Source organism: Nocardioides sp. NPDC059952, from assembly GCF_042730435.1.
Lineage (GTDB): Bacteria > Actinomycetota > Actinomycetes > Propionibacteriales > Nocardioidaceae > Nocardioides.
Genome location: NZ_JBHWLY010000101.1, coordinates 1 through 17,524 on the forward strand (window position 1 = coordinate 1; position 17,524 = coordinate 17,524).

A 17,524-nucleotide genomic window follows, 5' to 3' on the forward strand; every position below is an offset into this window, starting at 1 on the left:
GGGCTTGCGGTCAGGGTGCGCCGACTCGCTGGTCTCGGATGGGAGGATGAGCGACGTGGCAACGCAGGGACCGGGACAGCAGAGTCAGAGCAAGCGCATCCAGCGATCTCGCGGCCCGCAGGGGCCGGGGCGGCGGCCGGGTGCCCCCAGGGCGGCCCGCCCGGCGGCGATCGGCGGCATCGATGCGCTGCGCAAGCGGCTGCGTCGGCCCAAGCTCACCGGCCGGGCGATGATGATCATCGTCGTGGCCGCCGTGATGGTGATCTCCTACGCCTCCTCGCTGCGCGCCTACCTGCAGCAGCGCCACGACATCAACGCACTCCAGACCGAGATCGCCGAGCGCAAGGACCACATCAAGCAGCTCGAGGAGCAGACTCGTCGCTGGGAGGACCCCGCCTACGTCCAGCAGCAGGCCCGGGAGCGGTTCGGGTTCGTGATGCCGGGGGAGACGGCGTACGTCGCTCTCGACGAGAACGGCGAGCGCATCCAGACCGAGCCGGAGCTCACCGACCCCGGCAAGGTGGGCAGTGCGGAGCACCCGAAGGCGTGGTGGGACGATGCGTGGGGCTCCGTGCTGCTGGCCGGTGACCCGCCGAAGCAGACAGGAGACGGGCCGGAGTCGGAGATCGACCCGCCCAAGCAGCAGAAGGAAGACTGAGACATGGCCATCGATCCCAAGGATGTGTCCGCGATCACGGCACAGCTGGGACGCGAGCCACGGGGGATCCACGAGATCGGGCACCGCTGCCCGTGCTCGCTGCCCGATGTGGTGACCACCGAGCCGCGGCTGCCCAACGGCACGCCGTTCCCGACGACCTTCTACCTCACCTGCCCGCGTGCCGCCTCGAAGATCGGCACCCTCGAGGGCACCCACGTGATGAAGGACATGGAGGCGCGGCTGGCCGACGACGAGGAGCTCGCCGCCGCCTACGCCAAGGCTCACGAGGCCTATCTCGAGGCGCGCTACGAGCTCGGCGACCCGCCCGAGATCCACGGCATCTCCGCAGGTGGGATGCCGAACCGGGTCAAGTGCCTGCACGTCCTCGCCGGTCAGGCGCTCGCCCAGGGCCCCGGCGTCAACCCGCTCGGCGACGAGGTGCTCGAGCGCCTCGGCGAGTGGTGGAGCTCCGGCCCCTGCGTGGACCTCGAGCTGGAGGACGAGGAACAGTGACCCGGCGGGTTGCTGCCATCGACTGTGGCACCAACACGATCAAGCTCCTGATCGCGACGGTCACCGCCGACGGTCTGAACGAGGACGTACGCGAGGCCCGCATGGTCCGCCTCGGTCAAGACATCGACCGCACCGGTGTGTTCGCGGAAGAGGCCCTGCAGCGTGCCTTCGTGGCCATCGACGAGTACGCCGCGCTGATCCGCGAGCACGGTGTCGAGAAGGTGCGCTTCGTGGCTACCTCGGCCACCCGGGACGCTGCCAACGCGGCGACCTTCATCGACGGCGTACGTGCTCGGCTCGGCGTCACACCGGAGGTCGTCACCGGCACGGACGAGGCGGCGCTCTCGTTCGGCGGCGCGGTCCGCAACCTGCGCGGCACCCATGAGCCGCCGGTGCTGGTGATCGACATCGGCGGCGGGTCGACCGAGCTGATCCTGGGCGACGGCCCAGTGCCGAGTGTCGGCGAGGCGGACAGCATGGACATCGGGTCGGTGCGCCTCCACGAGCGCCACCTGCGCTCCGACCCGCCCACGCGGGAGGAGATCGAGGCCTGCGTACGCGACATCGACGCACACCTCGACGACTGCCCGGTCGACCCGGCCACCGCAAACACCGTGGTCGCCGTCGGCGGCACCATGATCCAGCTGGCCATGGGGTTGCTCGAGCTGGCTGCGTACGACCGCACCGCCACCGACCACGCCGAGGTCGCGCCGGCCGATGTCCACCGGCTCGTCGACCGCCTGCTGGCGATGACCGTCGACGAGCGGCTGGCGCTGCCCTGGATGCACCCCGGCCGGGCCGACGTGATCGCCGCCGGTGGGGTGATCCTCAGCCGGATCCTGAGGCGCTCGCACGTCGAGTCTCTGCTGGTCTCCGAGTCCGACATCCTCGACGGAATCGCCTGGTCCGTTAGAGACTAGGCATGTCGGGGGACTTGATCTGTGTTTGTGGCATCTTGGTGTTTGTCGCCTAGGTCTAAGTTTACCGGCGAATATCCCATCAAACCGAACCAAATGCTGTCTCTCGGAAGGTCAAGAAGTGAAAAAGCTCATCCTGCTTGCCATCGCTGCCGCTGGTGTCGGCGTGCTGGTCAAGAACAAGTCTGAGCAGCTGAAGGCCGGCGCGAACAAGGTCACCCATGACCCGCGCGTCCAGTCGGCCCTCGCGACCGCCTCGGAGAAGGCGGCGCCCATCAAGGAGAAGGCTGCTCCCTATGCCGAGGCCGCCAAGGCCAAGGCCGGTCCCTACGCCGCGACGGTGAAGGAGAAGGCCGGTCCCTACGCGGAGCAGGCCAAGGAGAAGGTCTCGGCCGCGGCCGGGGTCGCCTCCGAGAAGCTGCACCTCAACGGCTCCACGCCGGAGTCCACCCCGGAAGCCGCCTCGGAGCCCGCCGCTCCGGAGTCGACCACCGGCTCGTCCTCGAGCAGCGAGTACGGCGGCTACCCGCCGGCTCCGCCGGCGCCGTCCGCCCCGCAGGCCGGGGTCACCGGTGACCCGCTCACCGACCCGATCGCCCCGGCCGACCCGTACGCCGCCGAGGTCCCGCCGCCCCCGCCGGCCGACCCCGACAAGGCCTCCTACGACGACCTGGGCGGTGGCGACACCGCGGTCAAGCCCACCTCGGAGGGCACGCCCGAGTTCGCACCCGAGCCGGTCGACTCTTCCGAGGAGGAGAAGGACAAGTGGTTCCGCGGCTGAGCCGCGGCACGAAGTAGTCCATCTGAGTCACCCGCGGTCCGCCATCGGCGTGCCGCGGGTGACAATGGATCGGTGACCATCCACGCCATCACCGTCCTGGGACACGACCGCCCGGGGATCATCGCCGACACCACTGCCCGCCTGGCCGGGCTCGGCCTCAACCTCGAGGACTCGACGATGACCCGGCTCCGCGGTCACTTCGCGATGACGCTGCTCTGCGCGGGCGAGGCCACCACGGAGGCCATCCAGGCCGATCTCGAGCCGATCGCGGCCGACGGCACCCTGACGGTCACGGTCTACGAGCTCCCCGAGGAGCAGGCGCCGGCCGGCGCCGGCCAGCTCTTCGTGCTCTCCGTCCACGGTGGTGACCGCCCGGGCATCGTCTCCACGGTGACCGCCGAGATCGCCGCCGTCGGCGGCAACATCACCGATCTGACCACCCGCCTCTCCGGGGACCTCTATGTCGTCGTCGCCGAGCTCGAGCTGCCGGCGGACGCCGACGTCGCAGTGCTCGAGGCATCGATCAAGCGGGTCACCTTGGAGCTCGGCGTCGATGCCACCCTGCGGCCGATCGAGGCCGACGACCTGTGACGATCAATGAACGGGTGCTGTCCTGGACCGAGGCGGAGCTGGGGGTCGAGGGCAAGGTCCTCGAGGTCGTACGCGCCCCCGCCCACGTCCTCTCCGTCCCCGGCAAGGACGTCGACCCGGCGGCTCCCGAGACCGTCCAGCTCGCCGCCGACCTGATCGCCACGATGCGGGTCTCGCCCGGCTGCGTCGGCCTGGCCGCCGACCAGGTGGGCGTCTCGGCCCGGGTCTTCTGCGTCGACGTCTCCAGCCACGTCAAGACGAAGACCCATCACGGCACGTACGTCCTGTGCAATGCCGAGGTCATCGAGGCGAGTCGCAACGAGAAGGCGCGCGAGGGCTGCATGTCCGTCCCCGATCTGACCGGTGACGTGAAGCGGGCCTCCCGGCTGACCGTACGCGGCCAGCTCCCGGTCACCGGCGAGACAGTCGAGATCGTCACCGACGCCTTCGAGGCCCGCTGCCTGCAGCACGAGATCGACCACACCAACGGCCTGCTCTTCATCGACCGCGTCGCGGGCGCCCACGCGCTGCATCAGCGCCAGACGTACTTATGACGCTAAGGTCTGGCTGTTCGCCCCGGTGTCCCAACTGGCAGAGGATGACGACTTAAACTCGTCCAGATGTGGGTTCGAGTCCCACCCGGGGCACCTAACCCCTCGCCGCCGGAAGGGTGCTCCTGCGGTGCGACGGCTCGACACCGCGCCTACTCGTACGTCTCCGGCACGTGCTCCGAGGCGACCCCGCGAAGAGTGATCCCGGCGCCGATCGCGGCGAGGACCAGAACGGTCGCGCCGAGGGCCGCCGCGAGGGCGAAGCCATCGGTGTAGGCGTCGAACGCCTGGCGAAGGAGTGGCTCCGCGATCGCCCGGGGAAGCTCCTGGGCGGCGGAGACCGCTGCACCGATCGTGTCCGCCGCACGCACGCCCGCATCTCCCGCGCCGGGCACCGGGGTCGCGGCCATGGCGTTGCGGTAGCTGGTGCCGGCGAAGGTGCCGAGGACGGCGATGCCGAGGGCACCGCCGAACTCGCTGCTGGTCTCGGCGAGCGCGGACGCGGCCCCGGCTCGCTCCGGCGGAGCGGTCGTGAGCACGAGCGAGGTGACGATCGTGGCTGTCATGCCGACGCCGAGCGTCAGGGTGGTGTACGCGGCGATCAGGGGGCCGACGGAGGAGTCAGGCGTCACCAAGCTGATGGCGGCGAATCCGACCGCGGAGATCAGGAGCCCGATCGTGACGAGCGTCCCGGGGCGGATGGTGCGGGCGAGCAGCGAGGCGATGGCGACGCCGATGAAGCTGCCGGCCACGGTCGGCAGCATCCAGAGCGCGGCCGTGAGCGGAGCCAGGCCGAGGACGGTCTGCATGAAGGTCACCGCGAGCAGGCCCATGCCGGCGGTCGCGAAGACGACGATCGCGTTGGCGATGATGGATCCGCTGAACGCCGGGCGGGCGAACAGGTGGATGTCGATCATCGGATTCGCCGCGGTTCGCTGCCGGAGGACGAAAGCTCCCGCGAAGGCGACGCCGATCACCAATGCAGCGACGGAGCCCACTGCCGCTCCGCTCTCGGCGATCTTCTTCACGCCGTAGATGACCGGGAGGACCGCGGCGAGCGAGAGGGCGGCGCCGAGCAGGTCGAACGGCCCCGGGTCGGGATCGCGCGACTCGCTGATGATGATCGGGGCGGCGATGAGCAGCAGGATCATCACGGGCACGTTGATGAGGAACACCGATCCCCAGTGGAAGTGCTCCAGCAGGAAGCCGCCGACGATCGGCCCGACGGCGATGCCTCCGGTGAAGGCAGCCGTCCAGATGCCGACGGCGGTGCGGCGCTGGTCCTCGTCGAGAAACATGCCTCGGATGAGCGACAGCGTCGACGGGGCGAGGGTCGCGCCACCGAGGCCGAGGAGCGCACGGGCGGCGATGAGCATCTCGGCGCTGGAGGCGAAGGCGGCGAGCACCGACGCGGTGCCGAACGCGACGGCGCCGATCATGAGCATTCGCCGCCGCCCGATGCGGTCGCCGAGGCTGCCCATGGTGATGAGCAGCCCGGCCATCATGAAGCCGTAGATGTCCATGATCCACAGATGCTGGCTGGCGGTGGGCGCGAGGTCGGCGCTGATCCAGGGCGAGGCCATGAACAGCACCGACAGGTCCATCGAGGCGAGCAGGGCTGGGAGCACCAGCACGGTCATGCCGAGCCAGTCGCGCGCTGTTGCGCGAGGGGGAGAGGTGATCGTCATGCCCGCAATGTACATACGTCTAATACATATGTACAAGACGTACGTACGAATCAGCGACTAGGGTGAGGCTCATGGGTCAGCGTCAGGATCTCCTCGCCGGGGCGAAGCAGTGCATCGCCGAGAAGGGTTACTCGCGCACCACCGCGCGAGACATCACCGCCGCCTCGGGCGCGAACCTCGCGGCCATCGGCTATCACTTCGGCTCGAAGGAGGCACTGCTCAACGCAGCCATCCTGGAGTCCTTCGACGAGTGGGGCACCGCGATCGATCAGGCCGAGGTGGCCTCCGCGAGCGGAGAGCCGATCGACCGGCTGGAGAGCTTCCTCACCGGTTTTCTGACGGGATCGGCGCAGCGTCGCGCCATGATCGTGGCGAGCGTCCAGGCCTTCGCCGAGGCCGAGTTCGTGCCGGAGGTGCGCGAGCAGCTCGCCGAGACGTACGAGGACGCGCGGCGCAGCATCGCGGCGATGCTGCTCGGCGTCGATCCGGACAGCGTCGACGAGGCCGGGCGGCAGCTGGGCTCGCTCGCGCTGGCGATCATCAACGGCACGGCGCTGCAATGGCTCATCGACCCGGCAGCGACCTCCTCGGCGGCGGGGCTCACGGCCGCGCTCAGGTCCCTGGTCCGGTCGCACTGACCCGGCCTCGCACGTGTGTCCGATACCTCCTCGCCGATTGTTCTTGGCCGGGAACGAGTTCAGAGGCTCCATCGTTCATTGAGGTATAGCGTGCCTACACTGGCACCACGACACGGCGCCGTCCGGCGCTCGTCAGGCCTTTCGAGGAGAGACCAAACCATGCAGAGCAACAACCCGGTGTTCCGTAGGGCAGAGGGCTTCGGGCAGCCGTCGCACAATGCCTACGGCAACGCGACCTACGGTGGCAACGGTGCTTCGTACGCCGGCTACGGGCAGGACCCGAGCCAGTGGTCGACCGGCGGCCCCGCGGCTCCCACCACGGGCGCCCCCATGACGATCGACTCGGTGGTGCAGAAGACCGCGGTCTCGGTCGGACTCACCGTCCTTGCGGCCATCGCCACCTGGATGCTGACCCCGGAGATCACCTCGGGCGCCAACCTCGGGCCCTTGTACGCCGCGACCGCGATCGGCTCGATCGGTGGACTGATCCTCGGTCTCGTCAACAGCTTCAAGCGAGTGGTCAGCCCCGCCCTGGTCCTCGCCTACGCCGTGCTCCAGGGGATGCTGCTCGGCGGCATCAGCAAGACCTTCGACGCCATGTTCGGCGGCGGCATCGTCGTGCAGGCCGTGCTCGGCACGTTCGCGGCGTTCGCGGGCGTCCTGGCGGCGTACAAGTTCTTCGACATCAAGGTCGGAAACAAGTTCCGGACCTTCATGATGGCCGCTGGCTTCGGCTTCCTCGGCCTCATCCTTCTCGAGGTCGTCCTCGGCATCTTCGGTGCGGGCATGGGGCTGTTCGGGATGGGTGCGATGGGCTTGGTGTTCTCCATCGCCGGCCTGGCTTTCGGAGTCCTCAGCTTGATCCTCGACTTCGACTTCGTCGAGCAGGGCGTCGCCAACCAGCTCGAGGAGCGGGAGTCGTGGCGTGCCGCGTTCGCGCTGACCGCGAGCCTGGTGATGATCTACTTCTACCTGCTCCGCATCCTGGCGATCCTGCAGCAGGACTGATCAGTCGAACCAGAACCGCCCCGCTCCGGATCGGAGCGGGGCGGTTCTCATTTCGCTGGTCTCGACGCCGGCTCGCCGGGCTCGACCAGCGGTGCCTAACCGGCGTGATACGGCTCCGCGAGCGGGGGAGTCTCGGCGGGGCGCTCGCCCCGGCGAGGCTCGCGCTGCTCGTTCTCGAAGGAACGGGCGCGGGCCCAGTTGCGGCCGACGCGGCCACGGGGGCGCGGGGCGGGGTCGATCTCGGTTCCAGGCCGGATGACGGCGCGGAGCGAGGCTGCCGCCAGCGGCATGACCTGCTTGCCGTTGTAGGTCTCCAGGATGGCGTTCTCGTCGCCGACGAGGCCGAGTACCGAGAGCGTCGGTGGCACCAGCACCTCGCCGAGGGCGTGGTAGCCGGCGGCGGAGGGGTGGAACTGGTCGGCACCGAACCAGAAGGCCGGGGTGGCCTTGAAGGCCGGACCGAGGACGTCACCCAGGGACACGGTGTGGCCACCGGCGCGGATGACGTGGAAGATCTGCCCGGCGGCGATACGGATCGACCAGGCCCGCATGATCGACCGCAGCGGCGGCAGGATCGGGGTGGCGGTGCTGAGGTCGGGAACGGTGCCGACGAGCACCGGCACCCCGGCTTCCTGGAGCCGGATGACGGCCTGGGCGAGGTGGCTCACCGCGACCCGCGGGCGCACCCGGCGGATCACGTCGTTGGAGCCGACCAGGATGACCGCGATGTCGGCGTCGGCGGCGATCGCCTTCTCGACCTGCGGGTGCAGGTCGGAGGACTTGGCGCCGATCTCGGAGAGGTCGTGCAGACGCACCGGTCGGTGCGCCTTCTCGGAGACCCCGGAGGCGAGGACGGCGCCGGGCGTGTCCTCGACCTCGGTCATCCCATAGCCCGCGGCGCTCGAGTCCCCGAGCAGCGCGATGCTGAGGGGACGTCCCGGATGCCGCGCTCCGTACCACCCGGTCGGGGAGGGGGCCACCGGCATCTTGACCTGGTGCGTCGCCCTGACGGCAAGCGCCGCTTCCGCGACGAGGACCCCGGCGAACGCGGCCGTCGCGGCCAGAACTCCACCGCCGGCGTACGCGGTCTTGCGAGCCAGACTCTTCTTCGCCACGGGGACCACTCTAAAGTCTTTGCCCCACTACCGGGCACTCAGTATCGGGATATAGGGGATCTCACCTAGTGGACATACGCTGTCGGCATGGAGTACGTGGACTCGCTTCTCGACCTTATCGGCAACACTCCGCTCGTGCGGCTGGGGCGTGCACTGGACGGCGCCGGGGCTCTGAAACCCGGTGCCGGACCGCTGGTTCTGGCCAAGGTGGAATACCTGAACCCGGGCGGTTCGGTGAAGGACCGCATCGCCACCCGGATGATCGAGGCGGCCGAGGCCTCCGGTGAGCTGAAGCCCGGCGGGACGATCGTCGAGCCCACCTCCGGCAACACCGGTGTCGGCCTGGCGATGGTCGCCCAGCAGAAGGGCTACAAGTGCATCTTCGTCTGCCCTGACAAGGTCAGCGAGGACAAGCGCAACGTGCTCAAGGCCTACGGCGCCGAGGTCGTCGTCGCGCCCACGGCCGTGCCGCCGGAGCACCCCGACTCCTACTACAACGTCTCCGACCGGCTCGCCTCGCAGCCCGGCGCCTGGAAGCCGAACCAGTACGCCAACCCCAACAACCCGCGCTCCCACTACGAGGAGACCGGCCCCGAGATCTGGCGCCAGACCGAGGGGAAGATCACCCACTTCGTGGCCGGCGTTGGCACCGGCGGCACGATCTCCGGGATCGGCCGCTACCTCAAGGAGCAGAACCCTGACGTCCAGGTGATCGGCGCCGACCCCGCCGGCAGCGTCTACTCCGGCGGCAGCGGTCGGCCCTATCTGGTCGAGGGCGTCGGTGAGGACTTCTGGCCGGAGACGTACGACCGCGATGTCGCCGACCGGATCATCGAGGTCTCCGATGCCGACTCCTTCGCCTACACCCGCAGGCTCGCCCGCGAGGAGCAGATGCTGGTCGGCGGCAGCGCCGGCATGGCTGCGTACGCCGCCAAGCAGCTCGCCGAGGAGCTGGCCGGCACGCCGGAGGGCGAGAACGCCGTGATCGTCGTGCTGCTGCCCGACTCCGGGCGCGGCTACCTGACCAAGGTGTTCAACGACGAGTGGCTGGCGCAGTACGGCTTCGCGACCGGTGAGGCGGGCAAGCAGACCGTCGGCGACGTGCTGCGCGGCAAGTCCGGGCGGCTGCCCGACCTGGTCCACACCCACCCCGGCGAGACGATCGCCGAGGCCGTGCACATCCTGCAGGAGTACGGCGTCTCGCAGATGCCCGTCGTCCGCGCCGAGCCGCCGATCGTGGCCGCCGAGGTCGCGGGCTCGGTCTCGGAGCGGACCCTGCTGGAGGCACTGTTCACCGGCAAGGCCAAGCTGACCGACTCCGTCGAGGAGCACATGTCCCCGCCGCTGCCCTCGATCGGCTCCGGCGCCGACGCGCACGACGCCGCCCACACGCTGGGCTCCTCTGACGCGCTGCTGGTGCACGAGGACGGCAAGCCCGTCGGTGTCCTGACCCGCCAGGACCTGCTCTTCTTCCTGACCAGCTCCTGACGCCGCGGATACCCTCCCCCCTAGCGGGGGAGGGTGGCGTACGTCATGATTCGTCGTCATGATCGCGTACCCCCGCACGCGCCGGTCGGCCATTGCCGCGGCCTCTCTGATCACGCTGTTCACGCTCACCGCATGCGGGGGCGGCGACGGCGGCAGCGGGGGCGGTGACCGGCCCAGCGTCGAGGACATCCAGGGACAGATCACCCAGAGCAGCGGCGACCAGGTCACCGAGAAGCAGGCCACATGCCTGGCGAAGACCTACTACGACTCGGACCTCTCCGACAAGGCCGTACGCCTTCTGGTCGAGGCCGAGGACGTCTCCACGATCAGCCCGGAGGATCTCTCGAAGGCGGACCAGAAGGCCAGCAAGGAGCTCTACGAGCCGCTGGTGAAGTGCCTGTCGCCGGCTGAGTAGTCGCCGTTCGGCGCCGGTCGTAGCCAGGTGTCGGCCACCCGGGCGAGGTCCTCACGACCGGAGACCCCGGTCTTGCGGCTGATGTTGTGCAGATGCGTCTCCACGGTGCGGGTGCTCATCTCGAGGTCTGCGGCCAGGGAGGCGGTGGTGGGGCCCTCGGGCAGCAGCCGGAGCACCTCACTCTCCCGCCCGGAGAGCCCGATATGGGTTGCCGCGCGACGGAACATGCCCGCTCGGCTGCCGGAGATCTCGGAACGCTCCCACGCGATGTCGAGAGTCTCGGCGGCGCCGGCCAGGTCGCCGGCCTCGCGCTGCAGGATCGCCAGAGAGATCGCGGCCCTGGTCACGAACACGAGGGCGCCGGCATCGGCGAGCTTCACGATCGCCTCGCGGAGGCCGTCGATGTCGCCGGCTGCGGTGGTCGCGGCGTACGCCCCCATGCCCTGCAGCAGCGGGCTCTCGGTACCGGCCGCGAGGCTGGCGGCCCGGGTGATGTGCTTGTTCTCGTTGGCACCGCGCTCGACCGCCTCGACGGCGAGGAAGATGCCCCCGGTGATGTAACCGGCGTCGAGTCTGTGGCCGACGAGCTCGCACAGCTCCTTGAGGCTCGGCATCCGGCCGCTGGCCGGCGCCATGATGCTGGCCACCATCCCGGGCCAGGGACCGAAGGCGACCTTCGCGCCACCGATCTGGGAGGCGAGGCTGCGGGCGTACTCGGGGCGGCCCTGCGCCATCGCGATCTCGGCGCCGAGGGTCAGGATGCCGGTATGGGCGACGTCGCGGTAGGCAGCGACGCTCGAGGAGGAGAGGCTCTGGAACGCGGCCTGGCTGGCCTCGGTCAGCCGGCCGGCGATGCTCAGACCGAGTACGCAGAGGTAGGCGTGCGCCTGGATGAGCATGGCGCTGGAGCTCTGGTTGGCGGCCTCGAGCTGGTCGCGGGCGAAGTCGATGCCGCGTTCCAGGTCGCCGCCGAGCATGTCGGCGAGGCCGATGAGGAAGGCATGCAGCCCGGCGGGCTGTGGGTTCTGTGGGTGCTGGCTCTCCAGCAGGTTGCGTGCCTGCTCGACCATCCCGGCGGAGAGGAGGCGCTCGGCGGCGACGACGCCGAGCATCTCGGGACCGACCGTGTCGCGCGGGTCGGGCTCGACCGTGGGCACTTCGGGGACGTACTCCGTCTGGAACTGCAGATGGGCGCGGGAGGCCTCGAGCGTCGCGGCGAAGGTGGGCAGCCGCTTCAGCCCGTCGTCGAGCACCGCCTTGGCGGCGTTCAGGTCGCCCAGCTCGACCGCCTTCCAGGTGGCGAACCAGGCCAGCATCCAGGCCGACTCCTGGGTGTCGGTCAGCGGCGTGCGCCGCTCGACCTCCTCGATCTGGTCCCTGGGCGCGGCCGTGTTGCGGAGTGCGACCAGCAGCGGCAGCGCCGTCTCCGCCGACGGCATCTCGGTCCAGGACCGGCGCGCGCGGGTCACCTCGTCGGCCATCTGGCGCAGCGAGCGCTGGTGGAGCACGGCGGCGTCGGCGCCGCGGGGCCGGTGGGTGGCGTAGTCGAGGAGCGGTTGCTCGGCGGCGAGGTGGTTGCGGGCGATCACCAGCCCGAACGCCGAGCCCTCGGTGATCAGGTAGTCGCCGATGAGCGGCGGGTAGAGGCCCACGACCCCGCTGCCCGGGCCGTCCTCGCTGTGCCGTGCCAGGCCGTGGGCGAAGAGCGCGTCGAGGACGTTGCGCTCGAGCATCTTCTCGGCCTCGTCCAGCGGCACCGGACCCGTCACCGCGAGCGCGGTGGCACCGTCCCAGGCGTCCTGGTCGAGCCCGGCGACGAGCGGTTCGACGGCCGAGGCCAGCTCCGGAGCCCAGCCCGTACGCCGCGGCAGCCGCCACAGCCCGTCGAGCTGCTCCAGCACTCCTGCCCGCGGCCCGACCGTGGCGATGGCCCGGACCAGGCCGAGCAGGCCGCCGGTCGCCATCGCGATCCGTGCCAGGGACCCGGCCTCCACCGGGCCGCCGAGGATCTCCCGGCACACTTCGTGCACCTCGTCGACCTCGAGCGCGGGGGAGCGCACCTGGACCGACGGGGCGATGCCGAGCATCAGCGTGTTCTCGGCGACGGGATGCTGATGGCGGCTGCTGGTCACGGCCAGGAGTCGTCGCTGGCGGTGGATGTTGCGCAGGGCGCCGACCGAGTAGGTGTCGAGCGCGTCGGCGTCATCGACCACGAGCACGGTGCCGTTGCCGAGCTGTTTGGTCAGCGCCGTGGTCATCTCGCCGACGGTGCGGCGGGGGCCGGTAGGGGTCGCGCTGCCGATGCCGGCCGCGGTCAGCGCGGCGAACGGCTCGTTCTGCCAGGCGCGGTGGCCGCTGATCTGGAGCACGGATCGGCCCTCGTCCTCGAGCCGGTTGGCGACCAGGGAGCAGAGCTCGCTGCGTCCGGATCCGCGGGGGCCGACCAGATGGACGCTCAGGCCTGCGCCGACGTAGTCGATGACCTCGTCGACGACCCGCGCGAGGACACCTTCGCGATCCGACATGCTCACCCCCCACCTCAAGGTACATCCAAATGCATACCTGATTTTCTGTGGGGACGCTGTATCGCCCGCGTATTCGGTCTACTGATACGCAGGTTACCTGTTTACAGTACGTAAACAGTCCGCCTGAGACCGCAACGTCTGGCCCCGGATGATGAGATAGTGATCTCACGGGCTGAGGTTCACCTCGGCCTGTGCAGCACCACTGAGTGACACCAGGTCGCCGTATCAGCTCCCCCATCTGTTGCGGTCCTGGTGACACGAAGACTACAGAGCCCGGCCGTCCCGGACTCGAGGTCGCGATCATCCCCCCGCGGTCGTGACCTCGAGCCCAGGGCGGCCGGGTTTTCTTTGTGTCCGCTACCGACCGAGGTGCGGTGGCTCACAAGAATTGAACCCCCATCGGAGGGGGTGCTGAGGTGCGTGGGACAGCAGTGACATAGTGACTGACGTGGACAGCGTCCTGGAGTTAGCCAGGTGGCAGTTCGGCATCGTGACCGTCTACCACTTCCTGTTCGTCCCGCTCACGGTGGGACTCACCATGCTCGTCGCCGTGCTGGAGACGATCTGGCTGCGTACGAAGAATCCTGAGTGGCTTCGGCTGACGAAGTTCTTCGCGAAGCTCTTCCTGATCAACTTCGCGCTCGGTGTGGTCACCGGGATCGTGCAGGAGTTCCAGTTCGGGATGACCTGGTCGGACTACTCCCGCTTCGTGGGAGACGTCTTCGGTGCTCCGCTGGCGATCGAGGCGCTGCTCGCCTTCTTCCTGGAGTCGACCTTCCTCGGCCTGTGGATCTTCGGCTGGGACAAGCTGCCGCGGGCGCTGCACAACGCGTGCATGTGGATCGTGCACCTCGGCACCCTGGCGTCGTCGTGGTTCATCCTGGCGGCCAACTCCTGGATGCAGCACCCGGTCGGCTACAAGTTCAACGAGGTCACCGGCCGCGCCGAGCTCACCGACTTCTGGGCGGTGATGTTCAACAAGGTGCAGCTGGGCACGTTCCCGCACGTCATCCTCGCGGCGTACCTGACCGCGGCCGCGTTCATGCTCGGCATCCTCGGCTGGCTCTACCTGCGCCGGCCGGGGAAGGACAACGCCGAGCGTCCGATGTATCGCCGCGGGATGGTGCTCGCTGCGTGGGTGATGGCCATCTCGGGGATCGGCGTGGCGGTCTCGGGTGACATCCAGGGCAAGATCATGACCGAGGTGCAGCCGATGAAGATGGCGGCTGCGGAGGCGCTGTGGGAGACCTCGGACTCGTGTGCGCCGTTCTCGATCCTGACCATCGGCACCCGCGACGGGAAGCACGAGAAGTGGGCGCTCGAGGTGCCCTGCGTGCTCTCCTTCCTCGGCACCGGCACTTTCGACGGCAAGGTCGAGGGCATCTACGACCTGCAGGAGAAGTACCGGGAGACGTACGGCTCGACGCCGGGCGCGACCTACTACTCGCCGGGCGACTACACCCCCAACATCCCGGTCACCTACTGGACCTTCCGCTGGATGATGGGGCTCGGCGTGGTCGGCAGTCTCGTCGGCTTCGCGGTCCTGTGGCTGACCCGCCGGGGGCGTACGCCTTCGGGGCTGGTCGGACGCGTCCTGCCTGCCCTGGCGATCTCCGCGCCGGTGATGGTGCTGCTGGGCAACTCGATGGGCTGGATCTTCACCGAGATGGGGCGTCAGCCGTGGGTGGTCTTCGGGGTGCTGACCACCGCCAACGGGGTCTCGCCGGGCGTCGAGCCCTGGGAGGTGTGGATGTCGCTGATCGGGTTCACGCTGCTCTACGCCGTGCTCGCGGTCGTCGAGGTCGGGCTGCTCATCAAGTATGTGAAGAAGGGTCCCGACCCGTTCGTCGAGCCACCCGACCCCTCCCTGCGCGGCTCCGACTCGGATGCCGACGAGCCGATGAACTTCGCGTACTGAGGAGCCTGCGATGGAACTCACGACAATCTGGTTCTGCCTCATCGCGGTGCTGTGGATCGGCTACTTCGTCCTCGAGGGCTTCGACTTCGGCGTCGGCATGCTGCTTCCGGTGCTGGCCCGCGACGACCGCGAGCGACGCGTCATGATCAACACCATCGGGCCGGTCTGGGACGGCAACGAGGTCTGGCTGCTGACCGCCGGCGGGGCGACGTTCGCGGCGTTCCCGGAGTGGTACGCCACCCTGTTCTCCGGCTTCTACCTGCCGCTGTTCCTCATCCTGATCGCGCTGATCGTGCGTGGCGTCGCGTTCGAGTATCGCCACCAGCGGCCCTCGGTCACCTGGGCCGGCTGGTGGGACCGCGCGGTGATCTTCGGGTCCTACGTCCCGGCGTTCCTGTGGGGCGTGGCCTTCGCCAACATCGTGCGCGGCGTGCCGATCGACGCTGACTTCGAGTTCACCGGCACGGTGCTGACCCTGCTCAACCCCTACGGTCTCCTCGGTGGACTCGTCACGCTCTCGTTGTTCGTGACCCACGGGGCGATGTTCATCGCACTCAAGACCGACGGCGAGATCCGCGGCCGGGCTCGCGCGCTGGCGCTCAAGGCAGGGGTCGTCGCGGCCGTGCTCGCCGTCGTGTTCCTGATCTGGACCCAGGTGCTCACCGGCAATGTCGCGACCGCGGTGATCTTCGTCCTGGCTGCTCTGGCGCTCGTGGGTGGGCTGGCGGCTGCGTACGTCGGTCGGGAGGGGTTCGCCTTCGCCGGCACCTTCGTCGCGATCGGGCTGGCCGTGGCCGGCCTCTTCGTGGGGCTCTTCCCCGACGTGATGCCATCGAGCACCGACGTCGCGAACTCGCTGACCACCACGAACGCCGCGGCGACGCCCTACACGCTGAGGCTGATGACGATCGTCGCGGCGGTGTTCACGCCGATCGTGGTGGGCTACCAGGCCTGGACGTACTGGATCTTCCGCAAGCGGATCTCGATCCATCACATCCCCGCCGCTCATTGAGATGCGTCCGAACGACCCTCGCCTTCGCGCCCAGCTGACCGTCGCCCGCCGGCCGCTGGCCGTGGTGGTCGCGGCGGGGGTGCTGGGGGCGGTGCTGCTGATCCTCCAGACGTACGCCGTCACCGGACTGCTCATCTCCGCGATCCGTGGCACGGGGTCGGTGAGCGGCTGGGCACTGGCGGTCGTGGCCGTCTTCGCCGGGCGAGCCGTCGTCGGCGTCGTCTCCGACGTGGCGGGCGCCCGTTCCGCCGGTGTCGTGGGCGCGGATCTGCGGCGCCGGGTGGTCGGCGCGATCCTGCGCGGTCGGTCGGGGAGCTCGGGCTCGCTCTCGGCGTTGGCCACGCGCGGGGTCACCGCGGCCGAGCCGTACCTGACGCGCTATGTGCCGGCGCTCGTGCTGGCGTGCGTGCTGCCCGTCATGGTGCTCGCGGTGATCGCCTGGACCGACCCGCTCAGCGGTCTCATCGTGGGGCTCACGTTGCCGCTGATCCCGATCTTCGGGGTGCTGGTCGGCCTGGCCACGCGTGACCAGGCGGCCGGCCAGTGGCGGGCGATGTCGGCCCTGGCCGGTCACTTCCTCGACGTGATGAAGGGCCTGCCGACCCTGGTCGCCTTCGGCCGCGCCACGGCCCAGTCGCGGGTGATCGCCAAGATCACCGACAGCTACCGCCGCCGCACCCTCGAGACCCTGAAGATCGCGTTCGCCTCCTCGGCCGTGCTCGAGCTCGTCGCCACCATCTCCGTCGCCCTGGTGGCGGTGATCATCGGCGTCCGGCTCGCCGCCGGCGCGGTCGACCTGCAGACGGCGCTCGTGGTCCTGCTGCTGGCCCCCGAGGCCTACTGGCCGCTGCGTCGCGTCGGCGCCGAGTTCCATGCGGCCGCCGAGGGCACCGCCACCCTCGAGGCCACCGCGGACCTCTCCCGAGACGTCACCCGCGTCGGCCGAGACGTCACCGACTGTCATCTCGACCGACGGGAGCGACGCCTCGGCATGTCTCTCGACGGGGTGGGACTGACCTACCCGGACCGCGAGCGGCCCGCTCTGGCGCCGGTCTCCGCGACGGTCCCCGACCGGGGGATCACCGCGATCGTCGGCCCGAGCGGTTGTGGGAAGTCCACGTTGCTGGCGACGATCGCGGGGCTGCACGAGACGTACGACGGTGCCGTCGAGCTCGACGGCCAGACCCCGGCCGCGGGCGACGAGTGGCGGCGACGGTTCGCGTATCTGCCCCAGCGTCCGGTCTTCGTCAGCGGGACCATCGCCGACAACCTGCGTCTGGGGTCGCCGGGGGCGACCGAGAGCGACCTGTGGCAGGTGTTGAAGAGGGTCGCGCTCGCCGACCGGATCGCCGAGCTTCCCGGTGGTCTCGGTGCTGACCTCGCCGAGGACGGCCGCTCGCTCTCGGCCGGTGAGCGAGCCCGGCTGGCGCTGGCCCGCGTCGTACTCTCCGATCGTCCCTGGGTCCTCCTCGACGAGCCCACCGCCCATCTCGACCCCGACACCGAACGGATCATCGCCGACACCGTCACCGACCTCGCCCGCGACCGCGCCGTCGTCCTCGTCGCCCACCGCCCGGCCCTCATCGACATCGCCGACCAGGTCATCACCCTCTCCGCCGAGGCGTCGCCCCCGTCGGCCGAGGCGTCACTGGCGTCGGGCGCGGCGTGCCAGCCGGCGGCCCCCCCCGCACCCCCGGCCCACTCGG

The 17,524-nt window shown here is 69.7% G+C and carries 16 protein-coding genes and 1 tRNA gene; 14 read left to right on the forward strand and 3 right to left on the reverse strand.

Features of this window, described 5'->3' with window-relative positions:
- Positions 1 to 55: 55 nt before the first annotated feature.
- From ACFV9G_RS27800 to ACFV9G_RS27830, 7 genes are all read left to right on the forward strand, one after another.
- Entirely contained in the window at positions 56 to 658 is a 603-nt protein-coding gene (locus ACFV9G_RS27800; RefSeq protein ID WP_378732292.1) for a septum formation initiator family protein, read from the forward strand.
- Between the two features lie 3 nt (positions 659 to 661).
- Positions 662 to 1,171 (forward strand): DUF501 domain-containing protein, encoded by a 510-nt coding sequence (locus ACFV9G_RS27805; RefSeq protein ID WP_378732295.1) that lies wholly within the window; start codon positions 662 to 664, stop codon positions 1,169 to 1,171.
- Positions 1,168 to 2,091, forward strand: a complete 924-nt coding sequence (locus ACFV9G_RS27810) for an exopolyphosphatase (protein ID WP_378732298.1) — start codon at positions 1,168 to 1,170, stop codon at positions 2,089 to 2,091. Before ACFV9G_RS27805 ends, ACFV9G_RS27810 begins: the two co-directional genes overlap by 4 nt.
- 118 nt (positions 2,092 to 2,209) lie before the next feature.
- Positions 2,210 to 2,869, forward strand: a complete 660-nt coding sequence (locus tag ACFV9G_RS27815; protein ID WP_378732300.1) for a hypothetical protein — start codon at positions 2,210 to 2,212, stop codon at positions 2,867 to 2,869.
- A gap of 72 nt (positions 2,870 to 2,941) precedes the next feature.
- Entirely contained in the window at positions 2,942 to 3,460 is a 519-nt protein-coding gene (locus ACFV9G_RS27820) for a glycine cleavage system protein R (RefSeq protein ID WP_378732303.1), read from the forward strand.
- Positions 3,457 to 4,014 (forward strand): peptide deformylase, encoded by a 558-nt coding sequence (def, locus tag ACFV9G_RS27825; RefSeq protein ID WP_378732306.1) that lies wholly within the window; start codon positions 3,457 to 3,459, stop codon positions 4,012 to 4,014. Before ACFV9G_RS27820 ends, def begins: the two co-directional genes overlap by 4 nt.
- A 19-nt stretch (positions 4,015 to 4,033) precedes the next feature.
- A tRNA-Leu gene (locus ACFV9G_RS27830) sits at positions 4,034 to 4,107 on the forward strand.
- Between the two features lie 56 nt (positions 4,108 to 4,163).
- Here ACFV9G_RS27830 and ACFV9G_RS27835 read toward each other — a convergent pair.
- On the reverse strand, positions 4,164 to 5,699 hold the full coding sequence (locus ACFV9G_RS27835; protein WP_378732309.1) for an MFS transporter: 1,536 nt from the start codon (positions 5,697 to 5,699) through the stop codon (positions 4,164 to 4,166).
- Positions 5,700 to 5,770: 71 nt separating this feature from the next.
- Here ACFV9G_RS27835 and ACFV9G_RS27840 point away from each other — a divergent pair, with 71 nt between their 5' ends.
- Together ACFV9G_RS27840 and ACFV9G_RS27845 are read left to right on the forward strand one after the other, a co-directional pair.
- Positions 5,771 to 6,337 (forward strand): TetR/AcrR family transcriptional regulator, encoded by a 567-nt coding sequence (locus ACFV9G_RS27840; RefSeq protein ID WP_378732312.1) that lies wholly within the window; start codon positions 5,771 to 5,773, stop codon positions 6,335 to 6,337.
- A gap of 159 nt (positions 6,338 to 6,496) precedes the next feature.
- The gene (locus ACFV9G_RS27845) at positions 6,497 to 7,345 is read left to right on the forward strand and encodes a Bax inhibitor-1/YccA family protein (protein WP_378732315.1); all 849 of its coding nucleotides are present in this window, start codon (positions 6,497 to 6,499) and stop codon (positions 7,343 to 7,345) included.
- Positions 7,346 to 7,440: 95 nt separating this feature from the next.
- Here the strand turns inward: ACFV9G_RS27845 and ACFV9G_RS27850 are convergent, their stop codons facing one another.
- Positions 7,441 to 8,460 carry an SGNH/GDSL hydrolase family protein gene (locus ACFV9G_RS27850; RefSeq protein ID WP_378732318.1) on the reverse strand — a complete coding sequence of 340 codons (1,020 nt, stop codon included), beginning with the start codon at positions 8,458 to 8,460 and terminating at the stop codon, positions 7,441 to 7,443.
- An 87-nt stretch (positions 8,461 to 8,547) separates the two neighbouring features.
- Between ACFV9G_RS27850 and ACFV9G_RS27855 the strand changes: the two genes are divergently transcribed.
- On the forward strand, positions 8,548 to 9,948 hold the full coding sequence (locus ACFV9G_RS27855; protein WP_378732321.1) for a cystathionine beta-synthase: 1,401 nt from the start codon (positions 8,548 to 8,550) through the stop codon (positions 9,946 to 9,948).
- Positions 9,949 to 10,006: 58 nt separating this feature from the next.
- A complete protein-coding gene (locus tag ACFV9G_RS27860; RefSeq protein WP_378732323.1) occupies positions 10,007 to 10,363 on the forward strand; it encodes a hypothetical protein in 357 nt (118 codons plus the stop codon).
- Here the strand turns inward: ACFV9G_RS27860 and ACFV9G_RS27865 are convergent.
- Positions 10,324 to 12,888 carry a LuxR C-terminal-related transcriptional regulator gene (locus ACFV9G_RS27865; protein WP_378732326.1) on the reverse strand — a complete coding sequence of 855 codons (2,565 nt, stop codon included), beginning with the start codon at positions 12,886 to 12,888 and terminating at the stop codon, positions 10,324 to 10,326. The genes ACFV9G_RS27860 and ACFV9G_RS27865 overlap by 40 nt on opposite strands.
- A 448-nt stretch (positions 12,889 to 13,336) precedes the next feature.
- Here ACFV9G_RS27865 and ACFV9G_RS27870 point away from each other — a divergent pair, with 448 nt between their 5' ends.
- The 3 genes from ACFV9G_RS27870 to cydD all read left to right on the forward strand — a co-directional run.
- Positions 13,337 to 14,806 (forward strand): cytochrome ubiquinol oxidase subunit I, encoded by a 1,470-nt coding sequence (locus ACFV9G_RS27870; protein ID WP_378732329.1) that lies wholly within the window; start codon positions 13,337 to 13,339, stop codon positions 14,804 to 14,806.
- A 10-nt stretch (positions 14,807 to 14,816) separates the two neighbouring features.
- Positions 14,817 to 15,818 (forward strand): cytochrome d ubiquinol oxidase subunit II, encoded by a 1,002-nt coding sequence (gene cydB / locus ACFV9G_RS27875; RefSeq protein WP_378732332.1) that lies wholly within the window; start codon positions 14,817 to 14,819, stop codon positions 15,816 to 15,818.
- A gap of 1 nt (position 15,819) precedes the next feature.
- The coding region (gene cydD / locus ACFV9G_RS27880; RefSeq protein WP_378732336.1) for a thiol reductant ABC exporter subunit CydD at positions 15,820 to 17,524 on the forward strand (1,705 nt) is incomplete at its 3' end.

What these genes read in the sequence shown, in the direction of transcription:
- ACFV9G_RS27805 (WP_378732295.1), top strand. Translation starts at nt 662, where the DNA reads ATGGCCATCGATCCCAAGGATGTGTCCGCGATCACGGCACAGCTGGGA.
- ACFV9G_RS27835 (WP_378732309.1), bottom strand. Translation starts at nt 5,699, where the DNA reads ATGACGATCACCTCTCCCCCTCGCGCAACAGCGCGCGACTGGCTCGGC.
- ACFV9G_RS27840 (WP_378732312.1), top strand. Translation starts at nt 5,771, where the DNA reads ATGGGTCAGCGTCAGGATCTCCTCGCCGGGGCGAAGCAGTGCATCGCC.
- ACFV9G_RS27845 (WP_378732315.1), top strand. Translation starts at nt 6,497, where the DNA reads ATGCAGAGCAACAACCCGGTGTTCCGTAGGGCAGAGGGCTTCGGGCAG.
- ACFV9G_RS27855 (WP_378732321.1), top strand. Translation starts at nt 8,548, where the DNA reads ATGGAGTACGTGGACTCGCTTCTCGACCTTATCGGCAACACTCCGCTC.
- ACFV9G_RS27860 (WP_378732323.1), top strand. Translation starts at nt 10,007, where the DNA reads ATGATCGCGTACCCCCGCACGCGCCGGTCGGCCATTGCCGCGGCCTCT.
- ACFV9G_RS27865 (WP_378732326.1), bottom strand. Translation starts at nt 12,888, where the DNA reads ATGTCGGATCGCGAAGGTGTCCTCGCGCGGGTCGTCGACGAGGTCATC.
- cydB (WP_378732332.1), top strand. Translation starts at nt 14,817, where the DNA reads ATGGAACTCACGACAATCTGGTTCTGCCTCATCGCGGTGCTGTGGATC.